This is a genomic window from Marinobacter sp. (assembly GCF_052091845.1).
In the GTDB taxonomy this organism is placed as follows: domain Bacteria; phylum Pseudomonadota; class Gammaproteobacteria; order Pseudomonadales; family Oleiphilaceae; genus Marinobacter.
Map to the genome: position 1 here is coordinate 1 of NZ_JBQDCO010000012.1, position 18,331 is coordinate 18,331.

The window sequence follows — 18,331 nt, forward strand, 5'->3', positions numbered from 1 at the left end:
GTGTGTCCCTCAAGCGAGATGCGCATTCTACAGAGCTGGGCGCAGGTGTCAACGGAATATTTAAACTATTTGCTTATAACTGAACAATGTCGCAAACCCTTCTACAACTACTCGCTCTTTAACAGCACAACCGCCCGATTGGGCAACATCCCTAGCCGCATCAATCTGACTCTCTTCGGTTACTGTACTCTGCCCTTTACCGGAAGAGCTCATCACTGGCTTAACGACAACCAGCAGCCCGATAGCCTTGATGACGTTAACGAACCGTTCTTTGGTTTCGACAAACTGATAAAGTGATGTGCGCACTCCAAGCTCCTCGGCAGCCAAGCGCCGGCTACCCTCACGATTCATTGTCAGGTCAACGGCTCTGGCTGAAGGAATAACTTTATACCCCTCGCGCTCAAGTTTAACCAACTCCGCTGGCGCCAATCCCTTTTGGCGTTTTTACGCCTGATTAAAGTGAAACTTCCTGCTCCCGCTCAACCACCTTTACTAGCACAGCTTTGCGCTCACAGTTGGTCATTGAGGTCCAGCGCAAAATCTCATCACCGGTGCGCTGGCATCCTATGCAGACATCACGCTCATCAAGAGCACAGATACTCACGCACGGTGAGCGAACAGTATCCTCAGCGGTCATGACGAAGCTGCCTCAAACCTTTACGGGCTTTAAGCCCTTCACATAGCGACTTGCGTTGTGCACATAATTCGCCGCACTCAACTCAAGCATTTTCTGTTGTTGCTCAGTAAGCTCCCGCTTTACTTTCCCCGGCGCACCGATTACCAGAGAACCATCAGGGATGACCATTCCTTCGGGAATCAGCGTATTGGCGCCGATCAGACAATGCTTCCCTATCCTGGCACCATTAAGAACAACGGCATTAATGCCGATCAGCGAATAGTCCCCCACTTCACAGCCATGCAGCATAGCCTTATGGCCAACAGTGACACCTTTACCCAGGGTCAGCGGCACTCCCGGATCGGTATGCAAAACCGAACCATCCTGAATGTTTGTTTCGGAACCTATTGTAATAAGCTCGTTGTCGCCGCGGATCACTACGTTGAACCAGACACTGCTTTTGTCGTGGAGAACAACGTTGCCAATAACGGTGGCGTTTTCAGCGACAAACTGGTTGCCACCCTGTAAGTCCGGAGCAAAGCCGTCTAGCTCATAAAGCATTGAAGTTTCCTTATTATGTTCAGGGCTTGAGCAAATTTATATTGGCATCGTACACAGCATTTAAAAAATCGACCAGAACCACCGCGGACAACCCCCATATCTGGTAACGCCCCCAACGATAGCAAGGAACATGAATGGTTTGATTCTGAAACGGAATCGAATCTGTACGCTCGCGCTGATCTTCGAGAAAAAAAGAAAGCGGCACACGAAAAATACTATCGATTTCACCGGGATTAGCCTGCAGAGGGTGACCCTCAGGCACAACGCCGACGTATGGAGAAACAAGAATCCCGTGAAGAGAGGTTACCTGGCTCAGTGGCGAAATGATTTCAACCTGATCCGGAGGCAGACCAATCTCCTCGTGGGTTTCACGTAAAGCGGTAGCGGCCAATGATAAATCTCCCGGATCCCGCTTGCCGCCGGGGTAGGCTACTTGCCCTCTATGGGTGCTCATTTTTTCGGAACGTAAGGTGAATATCATTTCAGGATTACCAGGATCATCGGTAACCGGCACAAGAATGCCCGCCTCGGGGTAGCTCAGATCAAGCCTCCGGGGTGAATAACCTGTTAAACGCTGAATGAGTAAATCACGCAATTCAGAACTCCTGAGGAAATCGGGTGTTGAATGAGACAGCGACAGCTAGGATCATTAAACTGAACGCTCTACCAACTCAAGTATACGGGGAAAAACATGAAGTACTGCAGCACATGCGGCCATCCGGTTAAACAAAGCATCCCCGAGGGCGATAACCGTTACCGCTATGTATGCGATAACTGCAGCACAATACATTACCAAAACCCACGCATCATTGCTGGGACCGTACCCATGTGGGATGGGCAGATTCTGCTTTGCCGACGGGCCATTGAACCTCGCTATGGGTACTGGACTCTTCCCGCAGGGTACATGGAAAACGCCGAAACCACCGTTGAGGCTGCCGAACGAGAAACTCTGGAGGAAGCTCTGGCCGAGGTTAACATCGACGGGCTCTATTCGATTATTGATGTCCCCCATATCGATCAGGTGCACATGTTCTATCGAGCGACACTGAAGAACGGGCAGTTTGGCCCGGGCGAAGAGTCCCTCGAAACACGTCTGTTTGCCCTGGATGACATACCTTGGGACGATATATCCTTCCCTACCGTGCGCAAAACTCTGGAACTATTTCTGGAGGATCTGAAAAACGATTCTTTCGGCGTTCACGTTCGCGATATTCGTCACCCAATAGCCGCCATTCGAACCAAAAACCACTTATAACACTTCCATCCGGTATATCTCATAAGCAGGCTCTTCATAAGGGTGAGCCTGCCTGAGTGCCGCTACAGCCTGCTTGATCAAATCATCCCGGCAAACCAGCTCAACTTTAAACTCATCTACCACCTCCAGTTGACCATTTTCCCCAAGAAAAGGGTCGCTACCCTCAAGCGGACGAAACTGTCCCTGACCGCGACACTGCCAAGCACAGGAATCGTATTCACCAATACATCCCGCTCCAATGTCAAAGAGTGCCTGCCTGGTTTTTTCCAAATGTGTTTCGGGGACGAAATAGCATATTTTGTACATGAAACCTTCCTCAAATCAGGATATTTTTTGCACAGATTAAGGGCTTAGACACTTACCCACAGATTCTGTGGATAACTCTGGGGAAAGTTTTAGCGAACACCGCCATAAACCCCGTATTTACTGCCCTCACGTTAAATTGGCGACAAATTCACCCATTAAACTAAATTGTTACTTTTCAATTACTTATGAATATCGAGCACAAAATGAACCTCCACATGCAGCTTTGTTCACAGAATACTCAAAGCATCCCCCAAAATGTGCATAAACAAAATGAGTCAAGGGATATTTTTTAAAAAAATTGATTTTTTGCGCTTGAAAAAAACTGAAAATCCAGATTTCCGGGTACAAAAAAACCGGCTTAGGAAAGCACCCCATCCGGGACTCACCAAAGCCGGTTTTCTTTTACTCAAGCCTTCCCTCAGCCAAACCAGCGTCTGGCATTCCTGAACATACGAATCCAGGAACCATCTTCCTGCCAATCATCCGGGCGCCAGGAGTGCTGAACAGCTCGGAACACCCGCTCAGGGTGAGGCATCATAATGGTGACACGGCCATCCCTGGTGGTAGCGCCGGCAATGCCGTTTTGTGATCCGTTGGGGTTATACGGGTAACGAACCGTTGCCTGACCTCTATTATCCACAAAACGCAGTGCCACCCGATCACTTGCTGCAAGATCAGCCGCGCCGGCACTACCCGCAAACTCCACCCTGCCCTCGCCATGGGCAACGGCTATAGGCATACGGGAACCCGCCATACCCTCCAGGAAAGCAGAGGAAGACGGCGCCACTTCAACCATCGCCAACCGCGCCTCAAACTGCTCCGACTGGTTACGCACGAAGCGTGGCCAACCCTCACTGCCTGGAATCAACTCGTGTAAGTTGGAAAGCATCTGGCAACCATTACACACACCCAGGGTAAGCGTATCCTGACGGCTGAAGAAGGCGGCAAACTGATCGCGTACGCGTTCATTGAACAGAATGGACTTGGCCCAACCTTCACCAGCGCCCAGCACGTCCCCGTATGAGAAGCCGCCACAGGCCACAAGACTGTTAAATGTTTCCAGGCTCACTCGCCCGGAAAGCAAATCACTCATGTGTACGTCGACTGATTCAAAACCTGCTCGGTCAAACGCAGCCGCCATTTCAACCTGACCATTAACACCCTGCTCACGCAGAACCGCGACTTTCGGCTTTGCACCTTTATTGATGTAAGGCGCGGCAATATCTTCGTTCACATCGTATGAGAGTGCTGCATGAAGTCCTGGATCGCCTGCATCCAGCAAGTTATCGAACTCTTCAAGAGCGCAATCGGCGTTGTCCCTGAGAGACTGGACACGATAGCTGGTTTCCGACCAAAGGCGCTGAAGCTCAGTACGCGATTCATCTATAACCGCCTCACCGTTAAACATCAGGCGCAGGCTGTCTTGATTATTCAACGTACCAATCACGTTAACATGATCGCCCAGACCTGCCGCGGAGCACTGCTGCAAAACAAAATCCGTGTCTTCGCGCCGCACCTGAATGACCGCACCCAACTCTTCGTTGAACAGCTCACGGGCAAACTGGCCAGAATCATCTGCCAGCCCATCCAGCTTGATGTCTACACCGGTGCGGCCGGCAAAGCTCATCTCCGCCAACGTCACGAACAGGCCACCATCTGAACGATCGTGATACGCAAGAAGTTTTCCGTCGGCATTCAAGCCTTGAACCACCGCAAAGAACGCCTTGATATCCTCAGGATCGTCGAGATCCGGCGCCACAGCCCCAACATTGCGATAAACCTGCGCCAACGCCGAGCCACCCAAGCGATTTTGCCCTGCGGCCAAATCAAGAAGGATAAGATCTGTCTCGCCTGAATCCGTTATTAGCTGGGGTGTCAGGGTGCGTGAAACATCGGTTACCGGAGCAAAACCGCTGATAATGAGCGACAGCGGCGCTGTCACGCTCTTTTGCTCACCGCTATCCTCGTCCCACATGGTTTTCATGGACATGGAGTCTTTACCCACGGGGATAGTAATCCCGAGTTCGGGGCACAGCTCCATACCAACGGCACGCACTGTTTCGTAGAGGTTTTCATCCTCACCAGGGTGACCGGCAGCGGCCATCCAGTTTGCCGACAGGCGTATATCGGAGAGCTTACCAATGGCGGCAGCCGCCAGGTTGGTAATGGCCTCACCCACAGCCATCCGTCCGGAGGCTGGCGCATCAATGGTTGCAACCGGCGTGCGCTCACCCATGGCCATGGCTTCACCCGTCAGCACATCAAAAGAACTTGCCGTCACTGCAACGTCACTGACTGGCACCTGCCAGGGGCCAACCATTTGATCGCGGGCGACTAAACCGGTAATCGTGCGGTCACCAATCGTTATCAGAAAGCTTTTGGAACCAACGGACGGAAGCCGCAGCACTCTGCGGACCGCATCGTTCAGATCAATCCGGGTGGAATCAAATACCGGCTTGGTAAAAGAGGTTCTTTTAACACTCCGGTGCATACGTGGGGGCTTGCCAAAGAGCACATCCATCGGCAGATCAATGGGCTTATCGTTAAAGTAGGAGTCACTCAACTCCAGGTGATGGGCTTCTGTGGCCTCACCAATAACAGCATAAGGACAACGCTCCCGGCGGCACATCTCATCAAACAGCTCCAGATTTTCAGGAGCTACGGCCATCACATAACGCTCCTGGGATTCGTTGCACCAAATTTCCAATGGCGACATGCCAGGCTCATCGCTGGGAATATCCCGCAACTCAAATTTCCCACCACGGCCACCGTCTTTCACAAGTTCTGGCATGGCATTAGAAAGACCGCCCGCACCCACGTCGTGAATAAAGCACATAGGGTTGGCTTCCCCCATTTGCCAACAACGGTCAATCACCTCCTGACATCGGCGCTCCATTTCCGGGTTATCCCGCTGTACTGAAGCAAAATCGAGATTCTCGTTACTGGAGCCAGAATCCATGGAAGAAGCAGCGCTGCCTCCAAGGCCGATAAGCATGGAAGGCCCACCCAGCACAATGAGTTTGGCGCCTATCGGTATTTCACCTTTCTCCACATGCTCTGCGCGAATATTACCCAGGCCGCCGGCAATCATTATTGGCTTGTGATAACCACGCACCTCGTCACCCGCCGGGCCGGCAACCTTCTCTTCAAATGTCCGGAAATAGCCAGCAATATTAGGGCGACCAAATTCATTATTGAATGCGGCACCACCAATCGGGCCTTCAATCATGATATCCAGAGCAGACGCAACCCGCTCAGGCCTACCGTAATTAATCTCCCAGGGCTGGGGATCATCGGGCAGATTGAGGTTAGAGACGGTATAACCTGAAAGCCCGGCCTTGGGCTTAGAGCCGCGCCCGGTAGCGCCCTCGTCACGGATTTCACCACCAGAACCTGTTGCTGCACCTGCCGCCGGGGCAATGGCCGTTGGGTGGTTGTGAGTCTCCACCTTCATAAGGATATGAATATCTTCCTGATTGTAACCGTATACGCCAGTTACCGGATCCGGGAAGAAGCGACCACCGCGGCTGCCACGAATAACCGATGCGTTATCCTTATAGGCCGACAGCACTCCCTCGCTGTTCATCTGAAAGGTATTGCGGATCATGGCGAACAGAGACTTCTCCTGCCCTTCACCATCTATATCCCAGGAAGCGTTAAATATCTTGTGGCGGCAGTGCTCCGAGTTTGCCTGGGCAAACATCATTAGCTCAACGTCGGTCGGATCCCGCTCAAGACTGATAAACGATTTTACCAGGTAATCGATCTCGTCCTCTGCCAGTGCAAGGCCAAGTCGCCTGTTTGCTTCCACCAGTGCCTTTTGGCCGGCAGCCAAAACAGACACTCGCTCCAAAGGACGCGGCTCTTCATGGCTGAACAACAGCTGGGCGCCACCCGTTTCATGAAAGACTTTCTGAGTCATACGGTCGTGCAGCAATGCAGCGACCTTTTCGCGCTGATCCAGGCCAAGTTTTTTACTCGACTTGATATAAAACGCTGTACCACGTTCAATACGATGAATCTGACGCAAACCGCAGTTGCGGGCAATATCTGTCGCCTTGCTGGACCAGGGAGACAGAGTTCCCGGTCGCGGCACAACGAGAAACAGAACACCGTCTGGCTCTTCCGCGGAAACACTGGGGCCGTAGGTTAACAGTCGATCAAGGATAGCCTGCTCAGATTCCGAAAGCGCGCCCTCCATGTCCACAAAGTGCATGAATTCAGCATAAACATGCTCAATTTCTGGCACGAGGGCCTGAATCCTGGCAAACAGTTTATGAGAGCGGAATGACGAGAGCGCGGGTGCGCCGCGAAGTTCAAGCATGATATCAACCTGTATCGCGCGAAACGGGGAAGTCCGGGTGCATTCTGAGAAGGCGCACATCATACTTGAAAGCGGTGCCGGGATACAGCGCCGAAAAGGTTATTCATTCACCGTATAATTGACATTGTTTTGCATAGTTATTGAACAACTTGATTGACCCTTTTCACAACAGAAGAGATGATTGGATGGTGGACATGGAGACCACACCCAGTAAGACACCGGATGCCATTAACTATTTGCGTGCATCCCGATGATCCAACGGTAACGGAGAACAGGGACTTGCCGAGAATCCTGACTGCATACAGTACAGCGATGACCCGCCTATCAATCCTCGCATGCGCATTGACCGTGCTGGCCCTGACCGGTTGCAGCCAGCCAAGCACGCTGCAGGAAATCCGCAATGAAGGCGTACTGCACGTCATTACCCGTGTTGCGCCCTCCATCTATTATGAGGGGCGTGAAGGTCCCACAGGTTATGATTACGAGCTGGCCAAACTCTTCGCAGAGGAGCTGGGTGTTGAGCTCCGATTAAGAGTGGCAGAAGACAACACCGAGGTGCTATCTGTGCTGTCTCGGGATTTCGCGCACATAGGGCTGGCCGGTCTCTCTGCTCAGCCATTGTTCAAAAACCAGTACACGACACTGCCCACCGGTATCGAGGCCCAGTCCATCGTTGTCTACCACCGTGATAAAGATCGTCCTGAAACTCTTTCAGACCTTGCCGGCAAAACACTTCACCTGGTGCCCGACAGCAATCATGAATACCAGCTTCAAGCCCTCAAGGAAGTCGCTCCCGATACTCCTTGGCAAGTCCACCCCGGCCTGGACGCCGCTGGTATTCTTGCCCGGGTTGAAACCGGTGAACTTTCCTACGCTGTTGTTTCCTCAAACGAGCTTGACCTTAATCACGTATTTTTTCCTCAGGTAAAGCAGGGATTTTCCCTTGGGGATGCGAAAAAGCTCTCCTGGCTGTTCCCGGCAAGTCAAGACAACTCACTGACTGAAGCCGCAAAAGCGTTCATCGAGAAAGCCCGCGCCAGCGGCATCATCGCACAGCTTTCTGAACGTTTTTATGGTCACCTTGAACACCTGAACTATGTGGGCGCCCGCACCTTTATGCACCACGTTAAAAACCGGCTACCCAGCTACGAAAACCTGTTCCGCGATCACGCTTCTGTATTCAATATGGACTGGCGCCTGCTGGCCGCCATTGGCTACCAGGAATCACACTGGCGCCCAAATGCAACTTCCCCAACGGGGGTTCGCGGGCTGATGATGCTCACGCGTAGCACGGCAAACTACATAGGCATCAATAACAGGCTGGATGCAGAAGAGAGCATTCAGGGCGGTGCAAAGTATTTCCGCATGGTTCACAAAAGAATTCCTGAACACATCGCCGAGCCAGATCGTACCTGGTTCGCGCTGGCCTCCTATAACGTAGGCTACGGGCACTTGGAAGATGCCCGCAGGCTAACGGAAAGTGCCGGAAAAAACCCTGACCGCTGGCTGGATGTTAAAGAATTTTTGCCGCTACTGGCACAAAAAGAATGGTATGAAAAAACCCGCTACGGATATGCCCGCGGCCATGAGCCTGTTCTCTACGTACAGAACATTCGTCGCTACTATGATGTGCTCGCACGGAAAATGCAGCCAACGAAAGACGTAGCCGCCACAGACTCGTCGCATGTTGACGCGGAAACGGACATTAAAGGTGCAGCAGACAAAAAAGGAAAAGGCATGCAAGCCAGCCTGCCCTCAGAACTGGGAATGATACCGCCAACACTCTGAAAATCAGGGGCAGGAATCGTCTGGCTCAGTAACATTGAGCGCCTGATCCACCTGGTTTGCAGTGAATCCCCGACGGGTCAGAAAGCGCGCCTGGCGCATTTTTTCATCCCAGTCACCATTCAGGTCAGCCAAACCAAAACGCTTTTCTCTCAACCTGGTCGCATTGCGGACCCAATCCGCGTCAGCAAGTTCAGCAAGGCAACGGGGAGTGCGGTGTATACCACGCTGTTGCAGTTCCGCTAGCACTTTCACAGGACCATAGCCTAGATCGATACGCTGGCGGGAGTAGACATCCGAAAAACGGTCATCGTCTAACCAGCCCTCTCGCTCATAATCATCCAAAACCAACGAAATGATTGAACGATCAAGCTTCCGCTGCTGTAGTTTCATCACGAGTTCATGGCGACTGTGCTCGCGGCGGGCAAGTAATCTCAAGGCAACCGAGCGCACTTTGTATTCCTGATCTTCGCTATTTTCCTGTTTTGCCATTCAGCCCTTCCCGCAAACGCTCACAAAACGCTAGACTAGCTCCGCATTTAGTATGTACCCGGCACTGAGTAGAGCGCCGATGGCCGGTGCCGGCGTACTTTGCCCGACACCGTAGACTGGTTTCAATCCCTAAGGATATCTTCATGGCTGCATTCTTCCAGAAACTGTTCAAATCCCGTAAACCTGCTGCAACCACCCGCAACACTCCAGCCCGCACGCAGCCGACCGCCGTACCGGTTGAAGATAAACGTGCAGAATTGAGGGCGGAACAGCTTCACGCTCTGCAAAGTTCCCCGACTCAGGACGCAGCGGCAGGTTTGGCTATTGAGGGGTTAACCGCAGACATCCGCTTCAGAGCGGCCGGCCTTCTGCAAAATACCGAGCTCCTTCAGCGGGTACAAAAGCAAGCAAAGGGGCGCGATAAGGGCGTGTACCAAGAGGTGCGACACAAGCTGCAAGCTATCCGCGAAGAACAGTCGCAACAAGAAGCTATTTCCGAAACCATTACGTCGCTGATCGGCAATGCTCGTGACCAGGCAAAAAGCGACGACACAAAACTCTATGGCGCTCGCCTGAACGCGCTCCTCAATCAGTGGGCCGCAATAGAAACCAGTGCAACACCGGACCAAGTGAGCGAATTTCTCGAGCACACTCACCTCTGCCGTGAGCGCCTCGCAGGTTTACAAGCCGCCCAGGAGGCAGAGAAACATCAGCGTGAACAACATCTTCAGCGAGAAGAAACTCTGGAGCTGATGGCCCGAACTCTGGCTGAGCTCAAACAACAACCCACTGAAACACTTGCGTCCCTGGCTTCCCTTGACGCTCTCCAAAAAACCCAGGAAAACCGGTGGCTGGAAGCAACCCGCGACACCCAGGTTGGAAAACAACAACAAAAAACCTATGAAGCAGCCATGATGGCATTGCGAAACTATATTAACGCAATACGACATATCGGCCAGGTCAAAGAATCACTGCTCGCTATCGCCGCCATCGACGACCAGGAGGCCGGCCCCGATGATCAGAAGCGTGCGTCGGATTTACTGAAAGATATTAACTGGCCTGACGGCTACCCAACTCCGGATTTGCTGGCCCCCGCCAACAAGCTCGCAGGGAAACCCAAAGCGCCGGCACAAAACAGCTCTAATCAAAAGCAGCAACAAGCTTCTGTGGACAATCTGAAAACAGCCTTGGATCACCTTGAAAAAGCCCTTGAAGCTAAACAGCTCAAAGAATCCCGTCAGCTTCTGAAAACGGTACAGCAGCACTTGAAAACCCTCGACCATCGCCATAGCAAAGGTTTTCAGGCTCGAGTGCAGCTGCTCACCGGTCAGCTCAGAGACCTGACTGACTGGCAGGGATTTGCAACAGAACCCAAACAGATAGCTTTGTGTGAGCAAATGGAATACCTGGCTGACCAGCCTATGGAGCCAGAAGCAAAATCCGAGCGCATCAAAGAGCTCCAAAAAGAATGGCGAGAGCTGGGTGGTTCGTCAGATCGCCTGTTATGGTCGCGTTTTAAGCAGGCATCCGACACAGCTTACGAACCGTGCAAAACGTACTTTCAGGCCAAATCTGGCTTGAAACAGGCCAACCTCGAGAAGCGCAAGACAATCTGCACCGAGCTGGCGCATTTTGTGAGCGAGGCCGACTGGAGTTCCATTGACTGGAAGGCCGTCGAACGCATCCTGCAGACAGCACGCCAGGAGTGGAAAGCGGCCTGGCCGGTAGAGTTCCGGGATAACCGCCAAGTGCAAAAGCAGTTTGATGAAGTGCTCAAAAAGCTCGAGGCACCTGTTGCTCAGGAGCGCGAAAAAAACGAAGCGCTGAAGAAAGCAATCGTTGAGCAAGCCCAGGCTTTGATTGCCCACGAACCCCTGCATGAGGCCATGAACAAGGCGAAAGCACTGCAGGCAGACTGGAAAGCCGTGGGAATTACCCGCCACCGGGAGGACCGAAAGCTATGGCAGGCATTTCGCAAAGCCTGTGACGAGATTTTCGCCCGCCGTGACGCAGAGCGCACGGAACAACAACAAGTTGCAAAGGAAGCCGATACCGCTGCTGCAACCGTGCTTCAACAGGTTGCCAGCGTTGATTCCAGCCACGATGAGCAAACACTGAATGAGGCAACCACTGCTCTTCAAAGCCTTGACCCATCACGAACCTCCGCGACTGTAAGAGAGCAAATCCAGAAAGAAAGACAGCGCCTGAACCAGTCTGTTACAGCACAAAAACTCAAGGCGGGGATCGCCGAATGGCAGGCGCTTGTGCTTGCCCGCACCGAAAGCTCTGCGCCAACAAAGGCTTTGCCATTACAATGGCCAGCACTCGCAGAGAAAGTGGGCGAGCTAAGTGATCAGGAAATTGTGATTCGCGCAGAGATTTTGGCGGAAATGCCCTCTCCGGAAGAGGACCAGGCCAAGCGCATGGAAATACAAGTTCAGCGTCTGACTGCGGGCATGGGGTCTACCGAGAAAGCCGACAATGCGCTTCAAAACGTTGAAAGCCTCGTCGCTAACTGGTGTACCAAAACAGCTGGCAAGAGTGCAGACCCGTCGCTGGCGAGTCGCTTGAACAAGGCACTGGCCAGTCTGGCAACAAACTGAGCCTTCAGGGCACTACTCCCGCTGATGCTCTGTCACAAAATCCCTGGCGCTTTGCACAGCCGCCAGGGATTTGTCTTTCATACCTCTGAGTTCTTCGTCCGCCAGATAAAACATCATATCGATCGTATGCCGATAATACCGCGGCGGTAACCGGTTCAAAGCCACGCACATCACGTCGGTCAGAAAATCTGCGGTATCCCCCGGTTGCCTCGTCGCATCAATAGCGTCTACGACCAGGCGTTCATAAAAATTGTCGATGGCATCTCTGTAAGACATGGCGTATCGCCTCCTGAATCCACTTGAGAGCACCTGAAAAATGCCTGCTTCCTCTCATAACCATAGAAGCAGCGATCTTACCTGTCACTGTGCCTGAGCAATTTTGCCAATACGATTGGCAGGCCACGTCATTTCCCGCGCTGTAACCAAAGGGCTATGGTGGTTCCTATCGCAAGCCAATCCAGAAACAACAATCAACAGAGGACAAGCAATGACCACCGAGGCGTATATCTTCGATGCGATCCGCACTCCCAGAGGGCGTGGAAAACAAGATGGCTCACTGCACAGCGTTAAGCCTATTACACTGCTGACCACCATGCTCAACGCACTGCAACAGCGAAACAATCTGGATACCGCCCAGGTAGACGATATTGTGCTGGGTTGCGTAACCGCCCTGGGCGATCAGGGTGCAGATATCGCCAAAACAGCTGCGTTGGCCGCTGATTGGGACGAAAAAGTATCCGGCGTTACCCTCAATCGCTTCTGCGCCTCCGGTCTGGAGGCCGTGAATCTGGCTGCCATGAAAGTCCGCTCTGGCTGGGAAGACCTGATTGTTGCGGGTGGCGTTGAATCCATGTCTCGCATCCCGATGGGATCCGATGGTGGCGCCTGGGCCACGGACCCACAAACCAACTTGCACACCGGTTTTATGCCTCAGGGTATTGGCGCAGATTTGATTGCCACCCTGGAGGGCTTCAGCCGTGAAGATGTTGACAACTTCGCTGTGAAATCACAGCAAAAAGCTGCTAATGCCTGGAAGAATGGTTACTTTGCGAAATCAATCGTGCCGGTTGCCGACCAGAATGGTGTTGTCATCCTGGATCGCGATGAGCATGTAAGGGGCGAGACTACCGCAGACTCTCTTGCCGGCCTGAAGCCTTCGTTCCAGATGATGGGCGAAATGGGCTTCAACAGTGTGGCCCGTGAAAAATACCACTATGTGGAAACCATCAACCACGTTCATCATGCAGGCAACTCCTCAGGCATGGTCGATGGTGCCACCTGCTTGCTGATCGGTAGTGAAGAAAAAGGTAAGGCTCTGGGCCTGAAACCTCGCGCCCGCATTGTGGCTACTGCAGTGACCAGCACAGACCCCACCATCATGCTCACCGGCCCGGCTCCTGCTACGCGAAAAGCACTTGAGAAAGCCGGCATGACGATCGACCAAATTGATTTGTTTGAAGTAAACGAAGCCTTTGCCTCCGTGGTAATGCGCTTCCAAAAGGAACTCTCGGTTCCAGATGAAAAAGTGAACGTGAACGGCGGTGCCATCGCTATGGGCCACCCTCTCGGCGCTACCGGCGCGATGATTGTTGGCACACTCCTGGACGAGCTGGAGCGTCGTGATTTGCGATTTGGCCTGGCGACCTTGTGCGTCGGCGGCGGCATGGGCATTGCCACCATCATTGAGCGAGTCTGAACCCCACACTTTTTCTGCCAGGAGAACCGATTATGAGTGCCATCCATTACGACCTGGGTTCAGATCAGATTCTGACCCTCACCATAGACATGCCGAAGCAGTCCGCGAACACCATGAACGCGGCTTTTCGGGATGCATTGAATGAAACCGTGAGCAAGGTTCAGGGAGACCTGGACAATATCCGCGGCATTATTATTGCCTCTGCAAAAAAAACCTTCTTTGCCGGCGGCGACCTGAACGAAATTCACAAGGTTACCCGCGGCGATGCTCAGGCCTTTGAAGATATGGTCAACGGCATGAAAGCCCGGATGCGGGCACTGGAAACCTGCGGCAAACCTGTTGTTGCGGCCATCAATGGTACTGCGCTGGGTGGCGGCTATGAAATTGCCCTGGCCTGTCACCATCGCATTGCTCTGAACGACAACAGCATTCAGCTAGGCCTGCCGGAAGTATCGCTTGGCCTGCTACCCGGCGGCGGTGGCACCCAGCGCCTACCACGAATGATTGGCCTGGAAGCCGCTTTCCCGCTTTTGATGGAAGGCAAGAAACTGCGCCCCAAGGCTGCTTTGAAAGCCGGTATGGTTGATGAACTGGCCGACTCCGTAGACGATATGATAACCAAGGCAAAGGCCTTTATTGAAGCCAATCCCAAGTGCCAGCAGCCCTGGGACAAGAAAGGCTTCAAACTGCCCGGCGGCGCCCCGCATCACCCAACCATGGCCCAAAAGCTGGCGATTGCACCGGCCATGCTGAAACAGAAAACCAAGGGCTGTTACCCAGCGCCAGAACGCATTATGTCTGCAGCTGTTGAAGGTGCGCAGGTAGATTTCGATAGCGGCAGCCTGATCGAAACCCGTTATTTCGCCGAGTTAGTGATTGGCCAGGTTGCCAAGAACATGACCGGCACATTCTGGTTCCAGCTGAACGCCATTAATGGCGGCGGTAGCCGCCCGGAAGGCGTAAAAAAAGAGCCCTTCAAAAAAGTGGGGGTGCTGGGCGCAGGCATGATGGGGGCAGGCATTGCCTACTCCACTGCCAGCCGTGGCATGGAAGTGGTACTTAAGGACGTGTCTGTCGAAAACGCCGAAAAAGGCAAGAGTTACTCTGAAGACCTTCTGGCGAAAAAAGTCGGCCGCAAACGCATGACTGAAGAGAAAAAAGCAGACGTCCTGGCACGCATCACCGCCACAGACACTGCGGCGGATCTGGAAGGTTGCGATCTGATCATCGAAGCCGTGTTCGAAGACAGTAACCTGAAAGCAAAAGTGACAGCAGAGGCCGAATCAAAGCTGGTTAAAAATGGCATCTTTGCCTCTAACACCTCAACCATTCCTATCACTCAGTTGGCAAAGGCTTCTGATAAACCAGAAAACTTCATCGGGCTGCACTTTTTCTCACCCGTAGACAAAATGATGCTTGTGGAAATCATTGTTGGTGATCAAACGTCAGATGACACTCTGGCCAGGGCGTTCGATTACGTTCAGCAGATTGGCAAGATACCAGTTGTTGTAAATGACAGCCGTGGTTTCTTCACCTCCCGCGTTTTCGGCACTTTTGTGAATGAAGGCATTTGCATGTTAGGCGAAGGCATTCACCCCGCCAGCATTGATAACGCCGGTCTGTTGGCCGGCATGCCCGTTGGCCCCCTGACGATCAGCGATGAGGTTAGCCTGACTCTGATGCAACATGTTCGCGACCAGAGCAAAAAGGATGTAGAAGCAGGTGGCGGTACGTGGAATGCACACCCGGCCGAAGCCATCATCGACCAGATGGTTAACGACCACGGTCGCAAAAGTAAAGCAGCCGGCGCTGGCTTCTACGATTACCCGGCGAAAAGCAAGAAACGGCTGTGGCCAGAACTTGAAACACTTTATGTGAATAAAGCCAAAGCCAGCCAGGTGAAGCTGCAGGACCTGAAAGACCGCATCCTGTTTATTCAGGCCATTGAAACCATTCGCTGCATGGAAGAAGGTGTATTGCGCACTGTAGAAGATGCCAATATAGGCAGTATCTTCGGTATTGGCTACGCGCCGTGGACTGGCGGTGCCATACAGTTTGTTAACCAGTACGGCGTGAGAGAGTTTGCAGAGCGAGCCAGAGAACTGGCCGCAACTCACGGCGAGCGTTTTGCACCACCAGCGCTACTGATTGAGCATGCAGAACAGGAAAAGCTGTTCATCTAATGCGGCGGCGTGACGGAGGGATTGCCCCCTCCGTCACCTTCTTTGCCGGCAGAGCTCAACGCTCCCAGCGCCTACGCTCACACACCTCATTTTGCTCAACCCTGCTAAAACCCCTGAAATTCCGAAGGTTTTCCGTGTTAGCCCAACGAGTTCATGGACAGATTGTCACGAACCGATACGCCCTGCCTATAGCAACGGGTGTAGCCCTTGCCTACAATAAATCTATAAGCCCACGGGTTAACCCATTCCAGATCTGTCTGGCGGGTACCCAGCATCGTCAGGTATGCCTATATGACCATCGCGGAAAAACCATCGGTCCGTCACGCGTCTTTCAAAGTCGGTCGGATGGGTGTGTGCAAAGCGCTCACCGTTGCCCTGCTGCTGTCAGCACCGTTTGTGGTGCAGGCAAAAACAACCGAGCCGGAAGTCTATACACCGGTTGCACCAACGATTGACCAGGCCCGAGCCAATATCCTCATTGCCAGACAACTTCAGTTCACACACTTTCGTGATCTGGGAATCAGCGACAAACTTTCCGGTGATGTGTTTGACGCCTACCTGAACTACCTGGACGGCCAGCGTGTTTACCTGATGGCAAGCGATATCCAGGCACTCGAAAAAGTAAAAACCCGCATGGGATCGGCTCTTAAAACAGGCCAGTTACAACCCGGTTTTGACATTTACAACCTGGTTCAGAAGCGGATCATCGAGCGCCTTCAGTTTGCCCTGGAGACTCTCGATAAAGGGATCGAAAACCTGGATTTCAGTACTAACGAAAGCGTGCTGCTGGACCGGTCCGAGGCGAAGTGGGAGCCAAACAAAGAGGCACTCGATGAGCTGTGGAACAAGCGCATTAAAAATGCCGTACTCGCCCAGCGCCTGAATGGCGCAGACGATGAAGCCATCACAGACACTTTAAAACGCCGCTACGAAGGACAGTTAAAGCGTGCACACCAGGCCCGGAGCGAGGACGCTTTTCAGGCATACATGAACGCATTTACCGGCATGTGGGATCCACACACGTCCTACTTTTCGCCACGCACGTCGGAAAACTTCAACATTAACATGAGCCTTTCACTGGAAGGTATTGGTGCGGTTCTGCAGGCAGATAACGAGTACACAAAAGTGGTCAGGTTGGTTCCGGGTGGCCCGGCGTCCAAACAAGGTCAACTCAAGCCGGCCGACAGAATCGTTTCAGTGAAACAGGAAGACGAAAAGCCGGTTAACGTGATCGGCTGGCGCCTGGATGAGGTGGTTGATCTTATCCGAGGGCCTCGCAACTCCGTGGTGACTCTTGAGGTGGTGCCTGCCAACGCAGCTGATGAAACCCTTACCAAATCCATCGCGATAAGTCGTGATGAGGTAAAGCTTGAGGAACAAAGTGCCAGCAAAGACATCATCGAGCTTCAGCGCAATGGCGAAAAATACACCATTGGTGTGGTCACCATTCCTACGTTTTATGCCGATTTCCAGGCGATGCAGGCAGGAGACCCCAACTACAAAAGCACAACCCGTGATGTGCGCAAGCTACTGGAAGAGCTGAAGCAAGACGGAGTACAAGGCCTGGTTATAGATCTCCGTAATAATGGCGGTGGCGCACTGCACGAGGCCAATGATCTGGTTGGCCTGTTTATAGATACCGGCCCCACGGTGCAGATTCGCAATTCAAGCAACGAGGTTCAGGTTCTTAGTGACGAAGATGCGTCAGTTTCCTACGATGGGCCGTTGGTGGTGCTCACCAACCGCATGAGCGCCTCGGCTTCCGAGATCTTTGCCGGCGCAATTCAGGATTACGGACGCGGCCTGGTTGTCGGGTCACAAACGTTTGGCAAAGGCACAGTGCAAGCAGTTCGCCCGCTTAACCACGGCCAGCTCAAGATTACCCAGTCGAAGTTCTATCGGGTATCCGGCGGTTCAACGCAGCATAAAGGCGTGATTCCGGATATCGAGATACCCTCACGTATCGATAAAACCCGTATCGGTGAGGATGCGCTGGATCATGCCCTGCCTTGGGATCAGATCGATTCAGTTCCCCACACCCGCTATTTCGATTTTAGCGGCATTATCGAAAACTTGCGCAAGCGCCACGAAGATCGCTTTAACAGCAGCCCGGAATTCAGCCTGCTTCAGCAGGAGATTAACTTCCTGAAAGAGCAGCGCCAAAGGGAAACCGTTAGCCTCAATCTTGACGAGCGCACTACCCAACAGGAACAAATCGAGCGCACCAGGCTGACCATCGCCAACGCTCGTCGCGAGCTACGCGGAGAAGATACATTCGAGACTTTGGAAGAACTTGAAGACTGGCAAGATCAGCAAGCTGCAGATCTGGGATCTACCGACGAAGAAATGGATTTTGTGATTCGCGAAGGTGGAGACATTATGGCAGACATGCTTGAGCTAGATAAACGCATGGTATCTATCCTGGCGCCCCGGCAATTTGCAGCACAGGCCGAGACCCTGCAATGAATCAGAAAATCGACATTTAGCAAGCCTACAGAAGGCAACCCAGA

Annotated in this window: 14 protein-coding genes; 6 read left to right on the top strand and 8 right to left on the bottom strand. The window is 52.8% G+C overall.

What is annotated here, in order from left to right; genetic code table 11:
• Positions 1-60: 60 nt before the first annotated feature.
• The 4 genes from ACTHYN_RS05710 to ACTHYN_RS05725 form a co-directional block, all read right to left on the bottom strand.
• Entirely contained in the window at positions 61-351 is a 291-nt protein-coding gene (locus ACTHYN_RS05710; protein ID WP_441811573.1) for an ATP-grasp domain-containing protein, read from the bottom strand.
• Positions 352-454: 103 nt separating this feature from the next.
• A complete protein-coding gene (locus tag ACTHYN_RS05715; protein WP_441811510.1) occupies positions 455-637 on the bottom strand; it encodes a DUF1289 domain-containing protein in 183 nt (60 codons plus the stop codon).
• Positions 638-649: 12 nt separating this feature from the next.
• Positions 650-1,177, bottom strand: coding sequence for a gamma carbonic anhydrase family protein (locus ACTHYN_RS05720; RefSeq protein WP_441811511.1), 528 nt, complete (start codon positions 1,175-1,177; stop codon positions 650-652).
• Positions 1,178-1,196: 19 nt separating this feature from the next.
• Positions 1,197-1,772: an NUDIX hydrolase gene (locus ACTHYN_RS05725; protein ID WP_441811512.1), complete on the bottom strand. Its 576-nt coding sequence runs from the start codon at positions 1,770-1,772 to the stop codon at positions 1,197-1,199.
• 96 nt (positions 1,773-1,868) lie between these two features.
• Between ACTHYN_RS05725 and ACTHYN_RS05730 the strand changes: the two genes are divergently transcribed.
• Positions 1,869-2,432, top strand: a complete 564-nt coding sequence (locus ACTHYN_RS05730; protein ID WP_441811513.1) for an NUDIX hydrolase — start codon at positions 1,869-1,871, stop codon at positions 2,430-2,432.
• Here the strand turns inward: ACTHYN_RS05730 and ACTHYN_RS05735 are convergent.
• A complete protein-coding gene (locus ACTHYN_RS05735) occupies positions 2,427-2,738 on the bottom strand; it encodes an NGG1p interacting factor NIF3 (protein WP_441811514.1) in 312 nt (103 codons plus the stop codon). The two genes, ACTHYN_RS05730 and ACTHYN_RS05735, sit on opposite strands and share 6 nt — an antisense overlap.
• 418 nt (positions 2,739-3,156) lie before the next feature.
• Positions 3,157-7,062, bottom strand: coding sequence for a phosphoribosylformylglycinamidine synthase (purL, locus tag ACTHYN_RS05740; protein ID WP_441811515.1), 3,906 nt, complete (start codon positions 7,060-7,062; stop codon positions 3,157-3,159).
• A gap of 312 nt (positions 7,063-7,374) precedes the next feature.
• On the opposite strand from purL, the gene mltF reads away from it, so the two are divergent.
• Positions 7,375-8,850, top strand: a complete 1,476-nt coding sequence (gene mltF, locus ACTHYN_RS05745; protein ID WP_441811516.1) for a membrane-bound lytic murein transglycosylase MltF — start codon at positions 7,375-7,377, stop codon at positions 8,848-8,850.
• Positions 8,851-8,853: 3 nt separating this feature from the next.
• On the opposite strand, the gene ACTHYN_RS05750 is transcribed toward mltF, so the two are convergent.
• Positions 8,854-9,339, bottom strand: a complete 486-nt coding sequence (locus ACTHYN_RS05750; RefSeq protein WP_441811517.1) for a regulatory protein RecX — start codon at positions 9,337-9,339, stop codon at positions 8,854-8,856.
• Between the two features lie 143 nt (positions 9,340-9,482).
• Here ACTHYN_RS05750 and ACTHYN_RS05755 point away from each other — a divergent pair, with 143 nt between their 5' ends.
• The gene (locus ACTHYN_RS05755; protein ID WP_441811518.1) at positions 9,483-11,942 is read left to right on the top strand and encodes a DUF349 domain-containing protein; all 2,460 of its coding nucleotides are present in this window, start codon (positions 9,483-9,485) and stop codon (positions 11,940-11,942) included.
• A 12-nt stretch (positions 11,943-11,954) separates the two neighbouring features.
• Here ACTHYN_RS05755 and ACTHYN_RS05760 read toward each other — a convergent pair whose 3' ends face one another.
• Positions 11,955-12,218 carry a late competence development ComFB family protein gene (locus ACTHYN_RS05760; protein WP_441811519.1) on the bottom strand — a complete coding sequence of 88 codons (264 nt, stop codon included), beginning with the start codon at positions 12,216-12,218 and terminating at the stop codon, positions 11,955-11,957.
• Between the two features lie 211 nt (positions 12,219-12,429).
• Here ACTHYN_RS05760 and ACTHYN_RS05765 point away from each other — a divergent pair, with 211 nt between their 5' ends.
• The 3 genes from ACTHYN_RS05765 (at position 12,430) to ACTHYN_RS05775 (ending at position 18,287) form a co-directional block, all read left to right on the top strand.
• Entirely contained in the window at positions 12,430-13,638 is a 1,209-nt protein-coding gene (locus ACTHYN_RS05765; RefSeq protein WP_441811520.1) for an acetyl-CoA C-acetyltransferase, read from the top strand.
• A gap of 32 nt (positions 13,639-13,670) precedes the next feature.
• Positions 13,671-15,821, top strand: a complete 2,151-nt coding sequence (locus ACTHYN_RS05770) for a 3-hydroxyacyl-CoA dehydrogenase NAD-binding domain-containing protein (RefSeq protein ID WP_441811521.1) — start codon at positions 13,671-13,673, stop codon at positions 15,819-15,821.
• A gap of 291 nt (positions 15,822-16,112) precedes the next feature.
• Complete coding sequence (locus tag ACTHYN_RS05775; RefSeq protein WP_441811522.1) at positions 16,113-18,287, top strand: carboxy terminal-processing peptidase; 2,175 nt, start codon at positions 16,113-16,115, stop codon at positions 18,285-18,287.
• Positions 18,288-18,331: the final 44 nt, after the last annotated feature.

Excerpts from the sequence above, each read along its gene's own strand:
- ACTHYN_RS05710 (WP_441811573.1), bottom strand. The coding sequence starts at position 351 with ATGAATCGTGAGGGTAGCCGGCGCTTGGCTGCCGAGGAGCTTGGAGTG.
- ACTHYN_RS05715 (WP_441811510.1), bottom strand. The coding sequence starts at position 637 with ATGACCGCTGAGGATACTGTTCGCTCACCGTGCGTGAGTATCTGTGCT.
- ACTHYN_RS05720 (WP_441811511.1), bottom strand. The coding sequence starts at position 1,177 with ATGCTTTATGAGCTAGACGGCTTTGCTCCGGACTTACAGGGTGGCAAC.
- ACTHYN_RS05730 (WP_441811513.1), top strand. The coding sequence starts at position 1,869 with ATGAAGTACTGCAGCACATGCGGCCATCCGGTTAAACAAAGCATCCCC.
- ACTHYN_RS05735 (WP_441811514.1), bottom strand. The coding sequence starts at position 2,738 with ATGTACAAAATATGCTATTTCGTCCCCGAAACACATTTGGAAAAAACC.
- purL (WP_441811515.1), bottom strand. The coding sequence starts at position 7,062 with ATGCTTGAACTTCGCGGCGCACCCGCGCTCTCGTCATTCCGCTCTCAT.
- mltF (WP_441811516.1), top strand. The coding sequence starts at position 7,375 with ATGACCCGCCTATCAATCCTCGCATGCGCATTGACCGTGCTGGCCCTG.
- ACTHYN_RS05750 (WP_441811517.1), bottom strand. The coding sequence starts at position 9,339 with ATGGCAAAACAGGAAAATAGCGAAGATCAGGAATACAAAGTGCGCTCG.
- ACTHYN_RS05755 (WP_441811518.1), top strand. The coding sequence starts at position 9,483 with ATGGCTGCATTCTTCCAGAAACTGTTCAAATCCCGTAAACCTGCTGCA.
- ACTHYN_RS05760 (WP_441811519.1), bottom strand. The coding sequence starts at position 12,218 with ATGTCTTACAGAGATGCCATCGACAATTTTTATGAACGCCTGGTCGTA.
- ACTHYN_RS05765 (WP_441811520.1), top strand. The coding sequence starts at position 12,430 with ATGACCACCGAGGCGTATATCTTCGATGCGATCCGCACTCCCAGAGGG.
- ACTHYN_RS05770 (WP_441811521.1), top strand. The coding sequence starts at position 13,671 with ATGAGTGCCATCCATTACGACCTGGGTTCAGATCAGATTCTGACCCTC.
- ACTHYN_RS05775 (WP_441811522.1), top strand. The coding sequence starts at position 16,113 with ATGACCATCGCGGAAAAACCATCGGTCCGTCACGCGTCTTTCAAAGTC.